Source organism: Halorubrum sp., from assembly GCF_046498025.1.
Classification (GTDB): Archaea; Halobacteriota; Halobacteria; order Halobacteriales; family Haloferacaceae; genus Halorubrum.
Genome location: NZ_JAWOBM010000033.1, coordinates 1 through 16,429 on the forward strand (window position 1 = coordinate 1; position 16,429 = coordinate 16,429).

19 protein-coding genes are annotated in these 16,429 nt (G+C 69.6%); 9 read left to right on the top strand and 10 right to left on the bottom strand.

From position 1 onward, the window contains the following. Positions 1-304 precede the first annotated feature (304 nt). Together R6U01_RS06925 and R6U01_RS06930 are read right to left on the bottom strand one after the other, a co-directional pair. Positions 305-1,045 (bottom strand): methyltransferase domain-containing protein, encoded by a 741-nt coding sequence (locus R6U01_RS06925; RefSeq protein WP_410285729.1) that lies wholly within the window; start codon positions 1,043-1,045, stop codon positions 305-307. Between the two features lie 10 nt (positions 1,046-1,055). Further along, the gene (locus R6U01_RS06930; RefSeq protein ID WP_410285730.1) at positions 1,056-1,457 is read right to left on the bottom strand and encodes a nascent polypeptide-associated complex protein; all 402 of its coding nucleotides are present in this window, start codon (positions 1,455-1,457) and stop codon (positions 1,056-1,058) included. 195 nt (positions 1,458-1,652) lie between these two features. On the opposite strand from R6U01_RS06930, the gene R6U01_RS06935 reads away from it, so the two are divergent. After that, positions 1,653-2,438 carry a creatininase family protein gene (locus tag R6U01_RS06935; protein ID WP_410285731.1) on the top strand — a complete coding sequence of 262 codons (786 nt, stop codon included), beginning with the start codon at positions 1,653-1,655 and terminating at the stop codon, positions 2,436-2,438. On the opposite strand, the gene R6U01_RS06940 is transcribed toward R6U01_RS06935, so the two are convergent. Next, entirely contained in the window at positions 2,435-3,139 is a 705-nt protein-coding gene (locus R6U01_RS06940; RefSeq protein ID WP_410285732.1) for a 6-hydroxymethylpterin diphosphokinase MptE-like protein, read from the bottom strand. The two genes, R6U01_RS06935 and R6U01_RS06940, sit on opposite strands and share 4 nt — an antisense overlap. Positions 3,140-3,334: 195 nt before the next feature. Continuing rightward, entirely contained in the window at positions 3,335-4,564 is a 1,230-nt protein-coding gene (gene folP, locus R6U01_RS06945) for a dihydropteroate synthase (RefSeq protein ID WP_410285733.1), read from the bottom strand. A gap of 200 nt (positions 4,565-4,764) precedes the next feature. On the opposite strand from folP, the gene R6U01_RS06950 reads away from it, so the two are divergent. Next, the gene (locus R6U01_RS06950) at positions 4,765-4,995 is read left to right on the top strand and encodes a hypothetical protein (RefSeq protein ID WP_410285734.1); all 231 of its coding nucleotides are present in this window, start codon (positions 4,765-4,767) and stop codon (positions 4,993-4,995) included. Positions 4,996-5,001: 6 nt separating this feature from the next. Here R6U01_RS06950 and R6U01_RS06955 read toward each other — a convergent pair whose 3' ends face one another. Then, complete coding sequence (locus tag R6U01_RS06955) at positions 5,002-5,652, bottom strand: DUF192 domain-containing protein (RefSeq protein WP_410285735.1); 651 nt, start codon at positions 5,650-5,652, stop codon at positions 5,002-5,004. A 127-nt stretch (positions 5,653-5,779) separates the two neighbouring features. Here R6U01_RS06955 and R6U01_RS06960 point away from each other — a divergent pair, with 127 nt between their 5' ends. The 4 genes from R6U01_RS06960 (at position 5,780) to R6U01_RS06975 (ending at position 8,392) form a co-directional block, all read left to right on the top strand. Further along, positions 5,780-6,367, top strand: a complete 588-nt coding sequence (locus R6U01_RS06960; protein ID WP_410285736.1) for a hypothetical protein — start codon at positions 5,780-5,782, stop codon at positions 6,365-6,367. Further along, complete coding sequence (locus tag R6U01_RS06965; protein WP_410285737.1) at positions 6,364-7,272, top strand: RNA methyltransferase; 909 nt, start codon at positions 6,364-6,366, stop codon at positions 7,270-7,272. The genes R6U01_RS06960 and R6U01_RS06965 overlap by 4 nt, the downstream gene beginning before the upstream one ends. A gap of 140 nt (positions 7,273-7,412) precedes the next feature. Beyond that, positions 7,413-8,042, top strand: coding sequence for an AzlC family ABC transporter permease (locus tag R6U01_RS06970; RefSeq protein WP_410285755.1), 630 nt, complete (start codon positions 7,413-7,415; stop codon positions 8,040-8,042). Next, entirely contained in the window at positions 8,039-8,392 is a 354-nt protein-coding gene (locus R6U01_RS06975) for an AzlD domain-containing protein (RefSeq protein ID WP_410285738.1), read from the top strand. The genes R6U01_RS06970 and R6U01_RS06975 overlap by 4 nt, the downstream gene beginning before the upstream one ends. A 37-nt stretch (positions 8,393-8,429) precedes the next feature. Here R6U01_RS06975 and R6U01_RS06980 read toward each other — a convergent pair whose 3' ends face one another. The 3 genes from R6U01_RS06980 to R6U01_RS06990 form a co-directional block, all read right to left on the bottom strand. Then, positions 8,430-8,798, bottom strand: a complete 369-nt coding sequence (locus R6U01_RS06980; RefSeq protein ID WP_410285739.1) for a hypothetical protein — start codon at positions 8,796-8,798, stop codon at positions 8,430-8,432. 46 nt (positions 8,799-8,844) lie between these two features. Further along, positions 8,845-9,171, bottom strand: coding sequence for a hypothetical protein (locus tag R6U01_RS06985; protein ID WP_410285740.1), 327 nt, complete (start codon positions 9,169-9,171; stop codon positions 8,845-8,847). A gap of 64 nt (positions 9,172-9,235) precedes the next feature. Beyond that, the gene (locus R6U01_RS06990; RefSeq protein WP_410285756.1) at positions 9,236-11,188 is read right to left on the bottom strand and encodes an aldehyde ferredoxin oxidoreductase family protein; all 1,953 of its coding nucleotides are present in this window, start codon (positions 11,186-11,188) and stop codon (positions 9,236-9,238) included. A gap of 277 nt (positions 11,189-11,465) precedes the next feature. Between R6U01_RS06990 and R6U01_RS06995 the strand changes: the two genes are divergently transcribed. After that, a complete protein-coding gene (locus tag R6U01_RS06995; protein WP_410285741.1) occupies positions 11,466-11,942 on the top strand; it encodes a VanZ family protein in 477 nt (158 codons plus the stop codon). 15 nt (positions 11,943-11,957) lie between these two features. Here the strand turns inward: R6U01_RS06995 and R6U01_RS07000 are convergent, their stop codons facing one another. Beyond that, on the bottom strand, positions 11,958-13,880 hold the full coding sequence (locus tag R6U01_RS07000) for a bifunctional metallophosphatase/5'-nucleotidase (RefSeq protein WP_410285742.1): 1,923 nt from the start codon (positions 13,878-13,880) through the stop codon (positions 11,958-11,960). A 150-nt stretch (positions 13,881-14,030) separates the two neighbouring features. Between R6U01_RS07000 and R6U01_RS07005 the strand changes: the two genes are divergently transcribed. Continuing rightward, entirely contained in the window at positions 14,031-15,125 is a 1,095-nt protein-coding gene (locus R6U01_RS07005) for an archaeosine biosynthesis radical SAM protein RaSEA (protein ID WP_410285743.1), read from the top strand. Positions 15,126-15,304: 179 nt separating this feature from the next. Further along, positions 15,305-15,508 carry a hypothetical protein gene (locus R6U01_RS07010; RefSeq protein ID WP_410285744.1) on the top strand — a complete coding sequence of 68 codons (204 nt, stop codon included), beginning with the start codon at positions 15,305-15,307 and terminating at the stop codon, positions 15,506-15,508. Positions 15,509-15,546: 38 nt separating this feature from the next. On the opposite strand, the gene R6U01_RS07015 is transcribed toward R6U01_RS07010, so the two are convergent. Next, positions 15,547-16,398, bottom strand: a complete 852-nt coding sequence (locus R6U01_RS07015) for a 5-formyltetrahydrofolate cyclo-ligase (RefSeq protein ID WP_410285745.1) — start codon at positions 16,396-16,398, stop codon at positions 15,547-15,549. Positions 16,399-16,429: the final 31 nt, after the last annotated feature.

The window sequence follows — 16,429 nt, forward strand, 5'->3', positions numbered from 1 at the left end:
TCCGTATGGACGCAGTGTAGGTGCGAGTAACGACCTGTTTCGCCATACGTAACCTATGTAGACAAACTAATTTGAAGGTATGGGTTAGAACGTGGAATATCCAGCCGTCCATCGGACGGTGGACTGTGAAGGGTAGTGTCGGATTCATCCCCGCGCTGAAGCGCGAGGCTTTCTCCTCGATTCTCCGTAAACGAAGACTGACCGGCCTTTTCGAGCTAGCTCGGCAACCCAACGCAGCGACCACCGACGAGCAGCTCAGTTCGTTCGCTTTCGCACGAAATCGGCGTGTCTGAGCGCTACCGGATCAGGGCGCCCGCGCGAAGACGAGGTACCCGGTGTGGCCGACGCCCGCGGTGGAGGGGCGGGAACCGCGGTCGGAGAAGTCCATCTCGCGCTGGATCGTCTCCAGCGTCTCGATCCCGTCGAGGTCGGCCTCGCGGGCGGCGAGGACCGCCTCGCGGGTGCCCTCGACGAACGGCGAGTAGACGGCGAGGCACCCGCCGGAGACGAGCAGCTCGTCCGCGCGCTCGACGACGGCGGGCGCGTCACCGGTGTCGAGCGTGAGGGCGTCGAACGGCTCTTGGTCGGCGAGCGCGTCCAGCTCCTCGGTGAGGTCCCCGGTCCGGACCTCGACGCGGTCGGCGACGCCCGCGGTCGCCATGTTCGCGCGCGCGACGTCGGCGAACTCGGCGTCGACCTCGTAGGTGGTCACGTCGGCCCCGGCGCGGCCGAGGTAGGCGGCGAGGATCCCCGTGCCGGTGCCGGCGTCGAGGACGCGGTCGCCGCCAGCCGCGCCCGTGTGGCCCAGCACGAGCCCCACGTCGCGGGGCATCATCGGCGCGCCGGTGCGTTCGAGGTGGTTGAACAGGTCCGGCCCGCGGAGCTCGCGGACCTCGAAGACGGTGCCGAGGTGCGTCTCGACGGTGTCGCCGCCCTCGACGTCCTCGGGGACATCGAGCACGCCGAGGTCGGTGCCGAACTCCTCGCCGGGCTCCAGCAGGTACTCCCGGTCCTCGTGAACCAGCAGGTACGCGGCGTCCGTCACGCCGGATCAGTCACTCCAGCGCCGCGATCGCGGCCGCGAGGTCGCCGTCGGTGTCTTCGAGGGCCTCGCGAGCCGTGGACGTCGGCACGCCCGCGCGCTCGGCGACGAGCGCCACGTCCTCGTCCGGGATGGCGTCCTCCTCTTCGGCGGCAGCGTCCTCCTCCGCGTCCGCATCGCCGGCCTCGACCGCGCCGGCCGCGGATCCGCTCTCGACTTCCGACGGCGAGCCGACGATCTGGTAGGTCTCCTGGCCTTGCGCGTCCATCTTGGTGACTTGGGCACCGTCGAAGACGAGGTCCCCGTCGGCCGTCTCGATGACGACCCGCTCGGCGTCGATCTCCTCGACGTCGATCCCCATCTGTTTCATCATCTGTTTCATCTTCCGCGGGTTCATGCCGCCTCCTCCAAACATGTTACCGGATTCGGTCGGACGACACAAAAAGGGTGGCGACACGGTTCGGCGGGGGTCGAAGGGGCGTTCCCCGGCGGAACGGCGTGCGGGCGAGACGGCGACCCGGGTGCGGACGAGACGGCGAATTGCGCGTGGCGAGACGGCGAACCACGCCGGGACGGGTGGGTTCTTACGTGCCGAATCACACCTCCTGATATGTATCTCGCCGACCGGACGTGGCCGGAGTTGGGGGCGGAGCTGTCGGACGAGTCCGTCGCGCTGATCCCGCTCGGCTCCACCGAGCAGCACGGACCGCACCTCCCGCTGGCGACCGACCACCTCATCGCCGAGGCGCTCGCGAGCGCGGCCGCGGAGGAGGCCGGCGTCGTCCGCACCCCCACGGTCAACGTCGGCGTCAGCCCGCATCACCGGCAGTTCCCGGGCACGATGTGGGTCGATCCGCCGGAGTTCCGAGACTACGTCGAGGCGTACACACGGAACCTCGCGTACCACGGGATCGACCGCGTGGTGTACGTGAACGCCCACGGCGGCAACGTCCAGCACCTCCGCGAGGTCGGGCGCCGACTGCACGAGGACGGGACGACGTACGCGTTGGAGTGGATGTGGGACGAGTCGATCCCGGGGCTCGTCGACGAGCTGTTCGAACACAACGGCCCGCACGCGGGGCCGAAGGAGACCGCCATGATCACCCACATCGCGCCCGAACTCGTCCGGGAGGACCAGTTCGAGAACGCCCGCGACGGGGGGCTGGTCCACCTCGACGAGTCCGACGCGTTCGTCCACGGGACCCGGACGTTCTACGACGCGGTCGACAACTCCGCGAACGGCGCGTTCGGCGACCCGACCGACGTGACTCCCGAGAAGGCCGAGCGGCTGTTCGCGGCGGCCACCGACCAGCTCGTGCAGCTGGTGGAGTGGCTGGAGGCGCGCGACCGCGAGGAGCTGCTGCCGAAGGAGCGCGTCGAGTCGACGCCCCCCTAATCGCTCCCGGACAAGACCGAGTCGAGCGCCGCGTCCGCCGCGTCTCGCCGGCCGTCGAGGACCGCGAACCGCTCGTCTCGTCGGCGTTCGAGCCACCGCAGCAGCCGGGCGGCCCAGTCGAGTTTCCGGGCCTTCATCGGGCCCACGTCGGGGTCGTCGAACTCCCAGCCGGGGAAGACCAGCCGACCGGCGCCGACGTGGTCGGCGAGGAACGCCGCGCGGTCGCCGTCGGTGAACCCGCCAGGGTTGACGACCGGTCCCGTGGGCGCCGCCTGCGTCGTCGCGAGCGTCCACTCGCCGGCGAACCGCGGGAGCCACTCGCGGACCGCGGGGACGTTGTCGCCGTGCGCGTGGGCCGCGACCGGCACGCCATCGCGGGTCAGCGCCGCCGCGGTCGCCGGGTTCTTGTCGAGGTCGGTCACCATGCAGTCGACCGCCACGCCGCGGTCCCGGAGGACGTCGGCGGCGGTGGAGGCGGCCACGACCACGTCGGCGTCGCGAGCGAGGTCGACGTCGTCGACCAGTCGGGGCGCGGCGCCCGCGACTGCGACGGTCGCGCCGCGCCAGTCGCCGAGCCGATCGAGCGGGAACGGGGTCGAAAGCTCGGCGGCGATGTCTCGCGCCCGCTCGTCGGCGGCCCGCTCGAAGCCGAAGTCCGCGAGGATCGCCTCGTACATCGGCTCGAACGTCTCGAAGTTCACGCCGCCGCCTCCGCGGTCACCGAATCGCGCCGCGCGTCGGGGGATCGGTCGACGCGCTCGGGGAGGAGCGCCCGACGGCGCGGCCGCTGGCGGCGGGGAATATGGTATGGGCCGGAGTAGCACAGAGTACCCCTACCCGCGTGCCCCTCCGGCGTCCGGTCGATCGGTTGTCTGCACGACGGCATAAACTTTCTCTTACTTCCAGCCGTCGTCCATCGTTTCGAGCGCGGCGTCGAGCGGGTCGGAGACGCCGGAAACCGCGTCGGTGAGGGCCGAACGACCCGCGGGCGTACAGATCAAGAGCCCGTGGGAGCCGGTCCCGTCTGCGTCGGGCTCTCCGCCGTCGGTCGCGGACGGCGGCTCAGCGGTTCCCGCTGCGGCTCCCGCGAGGGCGAACGCCACCCCGTCCACGCCCTCGCTCCCCGCTGTCGCAGCCCGGAGCGCGCCGACCGCGGGCTCCGGGAGTCCCGTGAGCTCGTAGGTCCGAACGGACGCCTCGCCGGCGACCTCTCGGTCGGCGCCCAGTCTGTCCAGGTGTCGCTCGGCCTCGCGCGCTGTCGTCACGTCCAGCTCCTCGACGGCGACGTCGCCGGCGTCGCGGCCCGTGCGGACCCGCCCTCGGGCGAACTCGGCGCCGACGAGTGCGGCGTCCCGAGTCTCGGCGACGTCGTGGGTGCGGATCACGTGCGCGCCGCGCTCGACCGCCATCGACGTGGCCGCCAGCGAGACGGGCAGCGCCTCCTCCGTGGTCCGCCCCGCGATCGTCTTGAGGAAGCTCTTGCGGTTGATCGAGACGAGCAGCGGCCGGCCGTACCCGCGGAACTCCCGGAGCCGGCGCAACGTCTCGCGGTCGTCGGCGTGGGTCTTCGCCTCGGACCAGCCCCCGAAGGCCGGATCGAGGATCGTCTTGTCGGTGAAGCCGTTCATCGAGAGCGCCTCGTAGATGTCGTCGACGTTTTCGATCGCCCCCGGCCGTTCCAGGTCCGGCGGGGACGCCATCTTCGAGACGGCGGCGTCGTGTTCGCGGCAGACGCGGGGCATCTCGGGGTCCGCGAACCCGCAGATGTCGTTGACCATGTCGAACCCGCGCGCGAGCGCCTCGTCGGCGACCTCGTGGTAGCGGGTCTCGATCGACCAGACGGCGTCACCCGCGGTCGACGCCATCGTCTCGATCGCCGTGTCGAGCCGCTCCAGCTCCTGTTCGGCGGAGAGCACGTCCAAGTCCTTGTTCGCCGATTCGAGGCCCACGTCGACGATGTCGGCTCCTTCCGCGATCAGCTCCTCGTCGACGTACTCGGCGGCGTCGCCCGGATCGTCGTACACGCTCGGGTCGTACGGCGACTCCTTGGAGACGTTGAGTACGCCCATGATCCGAGGCGGATGGTCGTCGCCGATTCCGAGGCCCGCGGCGTCCACGTTTCGCATACGATCACCACGGGCGCGAGCGATATAAACGGGGCGAGTGGGTGGCGGACGACCGGCACGAGCGGGCGGGACTCCCGGTGACTCGAGAGGTCGACCAGGGGTCCCTTGATCGGGCCGTATCGCCCGACGAGACGTGTCAGTGTGAGACATGACGGCAGCCGTCGGGCACGCGTTAATGCCGTTCAGCACGAACCAGATGTATGGACACGAAGACAGAAGACCGATTGCTCGGACTCGCGCTAGCCGCCCTCCTCGCGACGATAGGAGGCGAGCTGTTCGGGAGCCAGCTCCTCGTCACGGGCGGCGTGACCGTATTGGTCCTCGCGCTCCTGGGACTGTTCGCGGTCATGAGCGTCGTGCTCGCGGTGAGCGTCGCTCGAGCGCCGGACCTCAACGCACCCGACCCGACGGCGACCGAACGAGTTCGCTGAAGGAGGTCACAGCTTGAACGACAGCGCGTCTCCGGCCGCGACGCCGTTTCGGTCGGTCCATTTATACGGGACTTCAAGCACGTACTGCCCCGATCCGGGGTATCGCTGGTCGTTCCCGTCCTCGTTCGGCCCCGGTTTCGGGGCGTTGTGGATCTCGACGATCGTCCCCTCCGAATCGGCGTAGACGATGTCGATTCCGAAGTCCATCCGTCGCATCACGTAGGTGAGCGACTCTCGGGGAGCGTCGTAGACGAACAGCATACCGCCGTTCTCTGGAAGGGATTCGGCGTCGCTGAGACCCAAGCGACGCGTATCCGCCGTGTCGGCGATCGCGGCGGTCACCGTTCCGAGGCGGTCGCCGTCGGCGCTCCGCACCTCGACGGTAGTCGTGTCGTAGTCGGCGTAAGGTCCCGAGGGCCACTCGGACGCGGGTTCGGAGTCCGACTCAGCGTCCGATCCCGACTCACTATCCGATCCCGACTCACTGTCCGATCCCGACTCACTGTCCGATCCCGATTCGCCGTCCGATCCCGACTCAGCGTCTGATCCCGATTCGCCGTCCGACGCTGATTCGGACCTGAATCCGGCGTCCGCACAGCCGGCGAGACCGCCGACCGAACCGGCACCGATCGCCCCGAGGAGGCGCCGTCGTCGCATTGCGCTCGGGTACGAGTCGCTCGCGTATATGCGTCGCGGCGACGGCACCGGCGACGAGGGCCGTCGCGAACGGACCCTTCGTTCCGCGAAGGACGCGCTTTTACCCCCGCCTCGCATAGCGGCTCTTATGGCGAAAGTGAGCGTCGGCCTCCGCGGATGGCGGTTCGACGAGGAAGAGATCTTCACCGACGACGGTGAACTCAAGCCGCTCGACGAGATTCCCGAGGAGCCGCGAGAGCGACTGTTCAGGCTCGTTTCCCTCGTCGAGGAGCCGTGCGACGTCTGCTATCTGGAACACGGGGAGGCCGAGGTCCACCGGTGTAACCAAGCCGAGATCGTGTACGGAGAGCCCAACGGCGAGGTGCTACTCTGTCCCGAACACGAGCCCGAGCTGATCTACTGGTACCGCGAGGCTGGCGGGAGCGAGCACGCCGGCGGCCTGGAGTTCGGCGACCGCTTCCACGAGTGGGTCGCGGCCGGCAACGAGGCCCCGGACGGGTACGGCTCAGTCGAACACGTCGAGGAGGACCCGGACGGGCTGCCGGACCTGCCGGACCAACAGGAGATCCAGGAACGCGTCGAGCGGGACTTCGAGGGCGACCGGATCGACATCCTCGAACTCGCCGGGAAGGACGACGGCGACGACGGAGACGAACTGAACGAAGACGACCTCACGGACGTCGACCTCTCGACGGACTACCCGTCGAACCGATGACCGACCCCGAGGTGAACGGGACCGACCCCGAGGCGAACGGGACCGACCCCGAGGCGAACGGGACCGACCCGATCGAGGACGCGGGCCCCGAGGACGAGGCCCCGACCGCCGGAGACGACAGGTTCGCTGACCGGACTCGCCGCAAGCCGGTCGTGGTCGTCGTCGAGCCGGAGACGCCCGGCAACGTCGGCACCATCGCCCGGGCGATGAAGAACTTCGGCCTCTCCGATCTCAAGCTGGTGGACCCCCCGGAGCTGGCGGAGGACGGCGAGGCGTACGGCTTCGCCGGCCACGCCCGCGAGGACGTGCTTCCGAACGCCGACGAAGTCACCTTCGACGAGGTCGTAGCGAACTACCACACGGTCGGGACCACCGCGATCACCGGCGAGGACGACCGGAGCCACGAGCGGTTCCCCTTCAAGACCCCCGCGGAGCTCCGGGAGTCGCTGGCGACCGTCGACGCCCCGACCGCGATCGTGTTCGGTCGCGAGGGGCGCGGGCTGAACAACGAGGAGCTCTCGCGGCTCGACGAGGTGTGCTCGATCCCCGCCGATGACGACTACCCGGTCTTGAACCTCGGGCAGGCCGCGACCGTGCTCCTGTACGAGCTCCGCGACCTCACCGTCGACGAGACGCAACTGCCAGACACCGCGGTCACGCGCGCGCCGGAAACCGACATCGAGCGCTTCCACGGGTACTTCGACGAGTTCCTCGCGACGACCGGCCAGCGCGAGCACGTCCGCGAGAAGAACGCGCTGTTGATGCGTCGGCTCCTCGGGCGCGCGCACCCGACGGAGCGGGAGATCCACTCGCTTCTGGGCACGTTCCGGAAGGCGAACGCGAAGCTGGAGCACGCGGACCACCTCGCCGCGAAGTACGACGAGCCGGTGTACCCGCGAGAGTGACCGTGGACGGCGACCTCACAGACGACGGCGGCCCCGACGACGGCCACGCGGGCGCCAGCAGTCCCGACGAGGACCACGCGAGCGACGGTCGCCTCGTCGACGACGACCTCTGGGCCGGGGTGCGCGACGTGTCGCCCCTGATGCTCGGTATCGTTCCGTTCGCGCTGGTGGCCGGCATCGCCGCGGTCGACGCCGGCCTCGGGCTCGCGGAGGCGGTCGGGATGTCGGTGATCGTGTTCGCCGGCGCGTCCCAGCTCGCCGCGCTTGACCTGTTGGGCTCGAACGCCCCGCTCGCGGTCGTGGTGGGCACGGCCGTCGTGATCAACCTCCGCATGGTGATGTACTCGGCCTCCATCGCCCCGTACTTCGCGGACTACGGCCGACGGCTCCGGGCGGGCCTCGCCTACGTGCTCACCGACCAGGCGTACGCGCTCTCGGTCGCGGAGTTCGACGAGAACCCCGAGCGGAGCCGCTGGCGGTACTACCTCGGCGCGGGGGCGTCGCTGTGGGCGGTCTGGCAGGTCGGAACGGTGGTCGGCGTCGTCGTCGGCACCGGCGTCCCGGACGCGTGGGGGCTCACGTTCGCGGTCCCGCTCGTGTTCCTCGCGCTCTTGGTCCCCGCGATGAAGGACCGGCCCACCACGGCCGCCGGGGTCTCGGCCGGCGCGGTCGCGGTCGTGGCGGCCGGCCTCCCGCTGAACCTCGGCCTGCTCGTCGGCGCGACGACCGGAATCGCCGTCGGCCTCCTGACGGAGGTGGTGGGCGCGTGACGGGTGCGCCTTCCGGCGCGGGTTCCCCCCGCGTGTGGGTCGCCATCCTCCTCATCGGCGTCGCCACGTACGGGTTCCGACTCTCGTTCATCCACCTGTTCGGCCGGATCGACGAGGTGCCGGACCGCGTAAAACGCCCGCTGCGGTACGTCCCGCCCGCGGTCCTCGCGGCGCTCGTCCTCCCCGACCTGATGACGCTGCGGCCGTCCGTCGCGGCCACGCTCCTCGACGAGCGGCTGATCGCCGGCGCGGTCGCCGGCGCGGTCGCCTGGCGGACGGAGAACGTGTTCGCGACCATCACGGTCGGGATGGCGACGCTGTGGCTGTTCCGCTTCGTCGTGTTCGCGTGAGGCCGCCGGACCGCCAGGTTCCCGCTCCCCGCCGGCGTCAGTCGATCCGGTCCGAATACCGCCGCGCGAGGAGGCCGACCGAGACCGCGCAGACCGCCGCGAACGGGACCGCGGTCGCGACGCTCACGAGCCCGCGGGCGGGCGGGACGGCGTACGAGACCGCGGCGGCGGCGAGGACCGCGTAGCCGAACGCGGCGATTCCGAGCAGGACCGGTCGCGCCCCCCGCGAGCGCCAGAGCCGGGTCTGCGTCGCGGCTCCGGTCACGACTCCGGCGGCGATCCCCACCGGGAGCCCGACGAAGACGGAGAATGCGATCCGAGCCGCGAGCGCTTCGGTGAGGACCGCAGCGACCGCGAGGAACGTCGTGATCGCGACGCCGAGCGCCGCGACCGGGCGGGCGTTCATACGCGGCATCTCGGCGGCGACCGACGTAAACGGATCGCCGCGGCAGTCACCGCTCGCGCTCGGCGAGCGCGTCCGCGCTCGACTCCGACGCCGTCGACTCGCGCCGGGTCGCGTCGCCGAATCCGGACTCCCGGTCGGCCTCGCGCTCGCGGGCAGCCGCGATCCGCTGGGCCGCGTCCGCGAGCGAGTCGAGCGCCGCGAAGAACCGGTACGAGAGGTACAGGCCGGCCGGCAGCGCACCCCCGACGAGAGCGCCGAGGAGGAGCTGCGCAATCACGAGCGAGTAGCCGAACACGAGGAGCGAGACGACGGCGAGCGCCGCCCCGGCCCGCGTTCGGAGGACTTCGGAGGGAGACAGAGGGTCGTGGACCATGCCCGCGGCTACCGACGGCCGTCACTTAAAAATGGGTACCCGAAGCGGGGTGGACGACCGCCGATCAGTCGTCGGCCGGAGCCGCGGAGTCGCCGGCGGAGACGCCGGTGCCGGGGCCGATGTCGATCCCGAGCGCTTCGAGCTTCTCGTCGGGCACGACGCCGTCGACCCACCCGCGGGTCTCGTAGTACTCCGCCTTCATTTCGTCGAGCTCGACCAGTTCGCCCTCGCTGGCGCCCGTGCCGGGAATGGCGTCCGGGTGCCCCTCGATGAACCGGTTCGGCAGCGTGTCGTCCGCGCCGTCGAAGCCGGCGAGGTTGTTGAAGTAGCGTTCGAGGTTGTACACGCGCTCGCCGGCCTCGAACAGCTCGTCCTCGCTGAGGTCGCGGCCGGTCATGCCGTTGTACTGGAGCACGTACTCCTCGATCCCCTCCGCGAACGCGCTGAACTTGCAGATGTCGAACGAGTCCGACACCGCGTGCAGGTCCTGGAAGGTGGCGGTGAGCTCGCCCTTGCCCTCCCACTCGTAGGGGTCGACCTTCTCCGGAATGCCGAGGATCTCGGCGGACGGGGTGTAGCCGCGCAGGTGGCAGGCGCCGCGGTTTGAGGTCGCGTACGCGATCCCCATGCCCTTCATACAGCGCGGGTCGTAGGCGGCCATCGTCTGCCCCTTCACGGAGAGCTTGTTGCCGTGGGCGTCCTTCGCGTCGGCGACGCGCTCGGGGCCCTCCGCGAGGAGGTCGCCGAGGTCCGAGGAGCGGTGTCCGATCTCGTCGATGAGGTCGATCATCGTCTCGGAGTCGCCCCAGTCGAGGTGGCCGACGCCGTCGAGCTTGCCCTCCTCGCTCATCTCCATCGCCATCGCCATCATGTTGCCGGCCTCGATCGTGTCGACGCCGAGGTCGTTACACCGGTCCAGCATGACCGCGATCTCGTCGCGGTCGTCGTGTCCGGAGTTCGGCCCGAGCGCCCACGCGGACTCGTACTCGTACGACTCCATGCGGACGTTCATGTCCTCGCCCTTGTGGGTGACGTCCACCTCGACCTCCTTCTTGCACGCGACCGGACAGGAGTGGCACGTCGGCTCGTCGACGAGGATGTTCTCGCGGACGTTCTCGCCGGAGACGCGTTCGGCCTGGACGTCGACGTCGTCGGCCTGGACGTCGACGCCGTCGGCCTCGCTGTACGCCTCCGTCGAGGTGTGCTGTGCGTTCTTCGTCGGGAGGCCGTCCATCTCCTCGGTCGCGTTCATCAGGACGTTGGTCCCGTACACCGAGAGGCCGCCCTCGTTGGGCGCGGTGACGTCGGACTCGCGGATGACCTCCATCGTCTGCTGGTAGCCCTCCTGGAACGTCTCGGGGTCGGCGGGCTTCGGCATGTCGGTGCCGCTCTTCACGACGACGGCCTTCACGTTCTTCGCGCCCATGACGGCGCCCGTGCCGCCGCGGCCGGACGCGCGGTCGTCCTCGTTCATCACGCAGGCGTAGCGAACGCCGTTCTCGCCGCCCTGCCCGATCGTCATCACGGAGAGGTTCTTGCCGACGGAGCCGTCGACCTCCTCGTCGATGTCGTCGATCGTGTCGTGGACGCCCTGTCCCCAGAGGTGCGAGGCGTCGCGTACCTCGACCTCGCCGTCCTCGACGAGCAGGTAGACGGGGTCGTCGCTGGCGCCGTCCAGCAGGATGCCGTCGAGCCCGGCCCACTTGAGCCGCGCGCCGGACCAGCCGCCGTGGTGCGAGTCGGTGACCGTCCCCGTCAGCGGGGACTTCGTCACCAGCGCGATGCGGCCGCTCATCACCGTCTGCGTCCCCGTGAGGGGACCCGTCATGAACGCCAGTCGGTTGTCCGGTCCCATCGGGTCCACGTCCGGCCCGGCCTCGAAGACGTACTTGACGCCGAGCCCGCGCGCGCCGATGTATTTCTCCGCGTCCTCGTCGTCGATCCCGCGGTACTCGACCGCTCCCTCGCCGAGATCGACCTGTGCAACTCGGTCCCTGTAGCCGCCCATTTCAGTCATGTAATGCTCGTTCATTATAGACGGACTGTATCGTGTTAGTTGTTCACCCTTCGGCGTAGCCGATACCAGTTACATTTCACCGCTGCTCTGGTGGCGATAATATATAAGTCCGCGCGGCGTGGACGCCACCGATATCCGGGGACCGAGCGGCCATCTCGGGGTCGGGGCGACGGCACCGGAGATATCGTGTGACCGAGTGGTTTCGGTGAGCCCTCCCGGTGGGCGACCGTTTACACCGCGCCGTGAGCCATAACTTCCCGCGAGGCGAACCGCGAGCGTGACGGGATCCGATCGGGACCGACGGGCCGGGACAGACGGGCCGGACGCGGCCGCCGAGCGGCGACGAACCGTCGCGGCCGCGTTCGCGGTCGTCGTCCTCGTGGCGTCGGTGCTCCCGATTCCGGCCGCGCCGTCCGGCGGGTGTGGCGGCGGGACCGTCGGCGGAGTGGGCCGAGCGGTCGTCGACGCGTTCCCGGCCGCGATCGGAGTCACCGGGCCCTTTCATTTCCTCGGCTACGCGGTGCTCGCCGCCCTGCTCGTCCGCGCGATCGGACGGGAGCGGCGAGTCGTCGCCGTCGCGATGGCGGTGACCGCGGCGACGGCGGTCGGATTCGGGATCGAACTCGTCCAGGCGCCGATCCCGTGGCGCTCGTTCGCGTGGAGCGACGCCGCCGTCAACGCGGTCGGCGCCGTCCTCGGGGCGAGCGTGTCCGCGCTCCGACGGCGTCGCTCGGGCGAGCGAACCGCCGCGTGACGCCGGGCGAGCCCGCTATCGTCCGGCGGGAGCGACCCGATCGCGGCCGCGCCGTCGAACGACGGCCTCGACGTCGGCGTTGAGCCGCGAGCGCTCGAAGTAGACGTGGTCGAACTCGCTCGATTCGTACTCCGCGTAGAGTTCGAGCGGGACCTCGTCGCCGTCGTCCGCGTCTCCGATGATCTCCGCGAGGTCGCCGTCGTCGACGCGGACGACTAAGCTCTCGTCGTCCTCGTCGAAGACGACCTTCTCGGCGTCGCTGTGTTCGCCGTCGGGGGTCCAGACCGCGACGGTGTCCTCGGCGACCGAGCTGACGTCGGCGGGCGCGTCGTACTGCGTGACCACCTTGCCGTTCCCGTCGATGGTGACGGACGCGTCGGGCAGATCGCGGTCGACGCGCTGCATCCGTCCCTCGACCCGGGGGGCAACGGTCTCGCGCTCCCGCAGGTAGTCGACGACCAGCGTCACGAGCAGTTCGTCCGTGTCCTCGATCACCGGCTTGTCCTCGAACGGGTAGCCGCTCCCGCCGTTAGCCATGAAGCTGTTGACGGCCACCTCGTACGTGTCGTCGGGGGCGAGCGGCTCGCCGCCGACGTACACGTCGCGGACCAGTTCGTCCGCGTCGTCATGGGGGACCCACTCGAAGCGCACGCCGCTAGTCTGTTGGGAGACCTCCTCGCCGAGGTTCTGCCCCGTATCGCTCTCCAGCGTGACGATCTGGCTCGCCAGCGCCTCGATCAGCTCTTCGCCCGTCAGCTCTAACGTGACGAGCGTATTCGGGAACGGGAGGGTGTTGAAGATGTCTCCGCCGGTGATCTCGCCGGGGCCGTAGACCGAGTCGGAGCGGATCCCGCCCGAGTTCGTGATCGCGACGTCGGCGTCGGCCCGCTCGCGCATCGCGTCGGTGATCAGGTTGCCGTAGTTGGTTTCCCGGTGGTAGTTCGAGGAGAAGGTGGCGTCCAGCGCCGTCTCCGACTCCACGACCGGCGAGTCGAGGCTCACCTCCGCGCGGTAGTCGGTGATGATGTCGGACGCGGTGGAGTCCTTCTCGATGTCGTCCGTGACCTCGATCAGCTCTCCGTCCCACGAGGTGACGCCGCCGTCCTCGACGGTCAGCTCGATCTCGCTGAGGTAGGCCGCGCGCGCCTGTGCCTCCGAGACGATCGATCCGTCGATCTCCTCGGGCGGATAGAACTGCTCGTCGTCGCCAACGACGACGATGTCGATGTCGTCGTCCGCGTCGGCCTCGGCAAGGTCTTCGGCGTCGTCGATGCCCGTGTGCGCGAGCGCGACGACGACGTCGACCCCCTCCTCCTCCTTGAGCCGTTTCGCTTCGGCGGGGCCGGTCTTGGTGTAGTCCTCGACGGTGAGTCCCTCCTCGCCGAAGTCGATGTTCGTCTTCCCGGAGGTCGCCCCCTCGTCGACGAGGCCGATGATCCCGACGCTGACGCCGCCGCGTTCGACGATCCGCACCGACTCCGTGCCGTCGAACGCCTCGCCGGTGTCGCTGTCGACGAGGTTCGTCGCGAGCCACGGGAACTCGGAGTCGCTCGTCACCTCCGAGACGGGGTCGAGCCCGTAGTCGAACTCGTGGTTGCCGATCACGTCGGCGTCCGGGTTGACCTCGTTGAGCACGTCCACCGGCGCGCGCCACTGCGAGATGGGACTGAGGGCGTGCGGCCCCACCTCGTCTCCGCCGCCGACCACGACGACCGGGCCGTCGGCCGCCGCCCGCCGCTGTTCGATGAGCGTCACCAGCCGCGGGAAGTTCTTGTCCTCCGCGGCCGCCGTCTGGATGTCGTTGTAGGATAACAGCGTCAGCGTGGTCGACTCGTCGCCGTCCGCGGCCGTCGACGATCCCGAGAGGAGCGACCCGCCGAGTACGATCCCACCCGCTCGCAGTACGTCACGCCGTCCGTAGTCGCGGTCAGGAGACATCATTTTATTCCAGTTAGCGCTATTTATAAAATCTTTCTATGAAATGGAATATAGACATCACGAGCGATCCGTCCGGGTACTGTCGCCGGCCCGGCGCCCCGGGTCCGCGATGACGACACGGCTTTACGCGCGCGGCCGCTTCTCCCGGTAATGAGCAAGCCGAGCCCCGACGCGTACGAGCAGGGGCGCGGAATGGACGCGCACAACGCCGTGATGCGCGACATCCGCGCCGAGCGCTCGGAGACGTACGACCCGACGCAGCCGACCCGCGTGTGGATAGACGAGGACAACACGCCCGACGGCGTCGTGAACTCCCTCACGGTCATCTTGAACACCGGCGGCTGTCGGTGGGCGCGCGCCGGCGGCTGCACGATGTGCGGCTACGTCGCCGAGTCCGTGGAAGGCGGGAGCGTGAGCCACGAGGCCCTGATGAACCAGATCGAGGTGTGTCTCGACCACGAGGCGGAGAACGCGGACGCCCCCGCCGAGCTGATCAAGATCTACACCTCCGGCTCCTTCCTCGACGAGCGCGAGGTCCCCGCGGAGACGCGCCGGGCGATCGCCGAGACGTTCGCCGACCGGGACCGGATCGTGGTCGAGTCGCTGCCGGACTTCGTCGGCCGGGAGAAGATCGGCGACTTCGCCGACCACGGGATCGCGACCGACGTGGCCGTCGGGCTGGAGACGGCCACCGACCGCGTCCGCCACGACTGCGTGAACAAGTACTTCGACTTCGCCGACTTCGAGGACGCCTGCGCCGAGGCCGCCGCCGCGGACGCCGAGTTCGACGCCGACGTGGGGATCAAGGCGTACCTCCTCATGAAGCCGCCCTTCCTCGCGGAGCCGGAGGCCGCCGCCGACATGATCGACTCGATCCGCCGCTGCGCCGACGTGGACGGGTGTCACACCGTCTCGATGAACCCGACGAACGTGCAGCGCTACACGATGGTCGACGAGCTGTTCTTCGAGGGGGGATACCGGCCCCCGTGGCTCTGGTCGGTCGCGCACGTCCTCGAAGAGACGGCCGACGTCGACGCCATCGTCGTCTCCGACCCGGTCGGGCACGGCTCGGACCGGGGCGCGCACAACTGCGGGGAGTGCGACGACCGCGTCCAGACCGCGATCAAGGACTTCGACAAGCGGCAGGACCCGAGCGTCTTCGAGCAGGTCTCCTGCGAGTGCGAGGCGACGTGGGAGCACGTGATGGACGCGGAGACGAGCTACAACATGCCGCTGGCGCGATAGGCGACACCACCCCTCGAAGCGATACGCGACAACATCCCTCGGCGCGATACGCGACAACGTCCTTCGGCGCGAAAACCGCCCGACCGGCGCGCGATCCGGACGCGAGGCCACCAGCGGTTATTTTTCCCGAACGATCAGGTCGAACAAGACCCATATACGTCCGAATACTACTGATAGACATGAACGCAGTCGCTAGCGGTCCCCGGTCGTCCCGCCGGAAGTCGGTCCTCTTCTGTGCGGAGTGTAGCTTCCAGAACCCCGTCTCGGACGGGTGGCTCGTCGTCAGCGACGGCGACGAGCGCACCATCGTCTGTCCCGAGTGCGGTCACGTCGCCGACCGCCGCACGGAGCGCTCGGCACCGTCGCCGAAACACGCGGACTGAGCGGTCGTCGGTCGACGACGAACAGTCGATATCCCTTTTTATACCCGATCCGGTGCTCGTTCCGCCAGCACCGGGATCTCGTCCAGTCGCTCCGGACCGAGCGCGTCCCAGTCGATCCCCGACGGCCGCTCGTAGGGCGTCTCGGTCCGGATCGTCCGCTCCGGCGTGACGATCAGGTCGAGCGGCACGTCGTGGGCGTCCGGGGCCGGGAGCGAGGGCGTCGAGCCGTCGTCCGCTCCTTCCCCCTCGGCGACGAGCGCCGACTCGATTCCGTCGATCACGGACAGCTCGTGGACCGTGGTCGCCACCGTCGTCTCGTCGTCGTCGGGCTTCGCCCGACTGCCAGAGGGACTCCGTCCCTCGCCGTCGACGGCCCCCAGCTCGCGGAGCACGCCCCACTCCAAGTCGCTGTACCCCTCGCCCTTGCCGATCCGCGCGCCGTCGGTCGTGACGGCGACGGAGCCGGCGACGACGAGGTCGACGCGCGAGACCGCCTCGGGCGCGACCGGCGTGCCGTGCGTCGAGATGCCCGAGACGGTGGTGGCGTCGTCTATCGTCGGTCTCGCGTCGGTCGCGTCGTCGCTGTCGTCCTCGGCGAGGTCGTCGGGATCGAGCCGGAGGAACGGATCGGCGTCGCGCAGCCGGGGTTGGGCGACGTACACCGTCTTCCCGGCGCGGAGCGCGGCGCGCCTGACCGGTAGCTGGGGCGCGTCCGGGTTGCATTTCAGCGTCGCGGCGTCGGCCCACTCCGGCGTCTCGGCGAGTCGCTCGCACGCCGCGTCGGCGCCGGCGAAGTTCGGGATCCGGTCGTGGGGCGGGAACGGAAACCGCGCCTGGTCCCCCGCCTCGAACGCGTCCCAGACGGCCTCGCGGACGGCCTGTTTGTCCATGCGACGGGGACGGACCGCGATGACAAGTAAG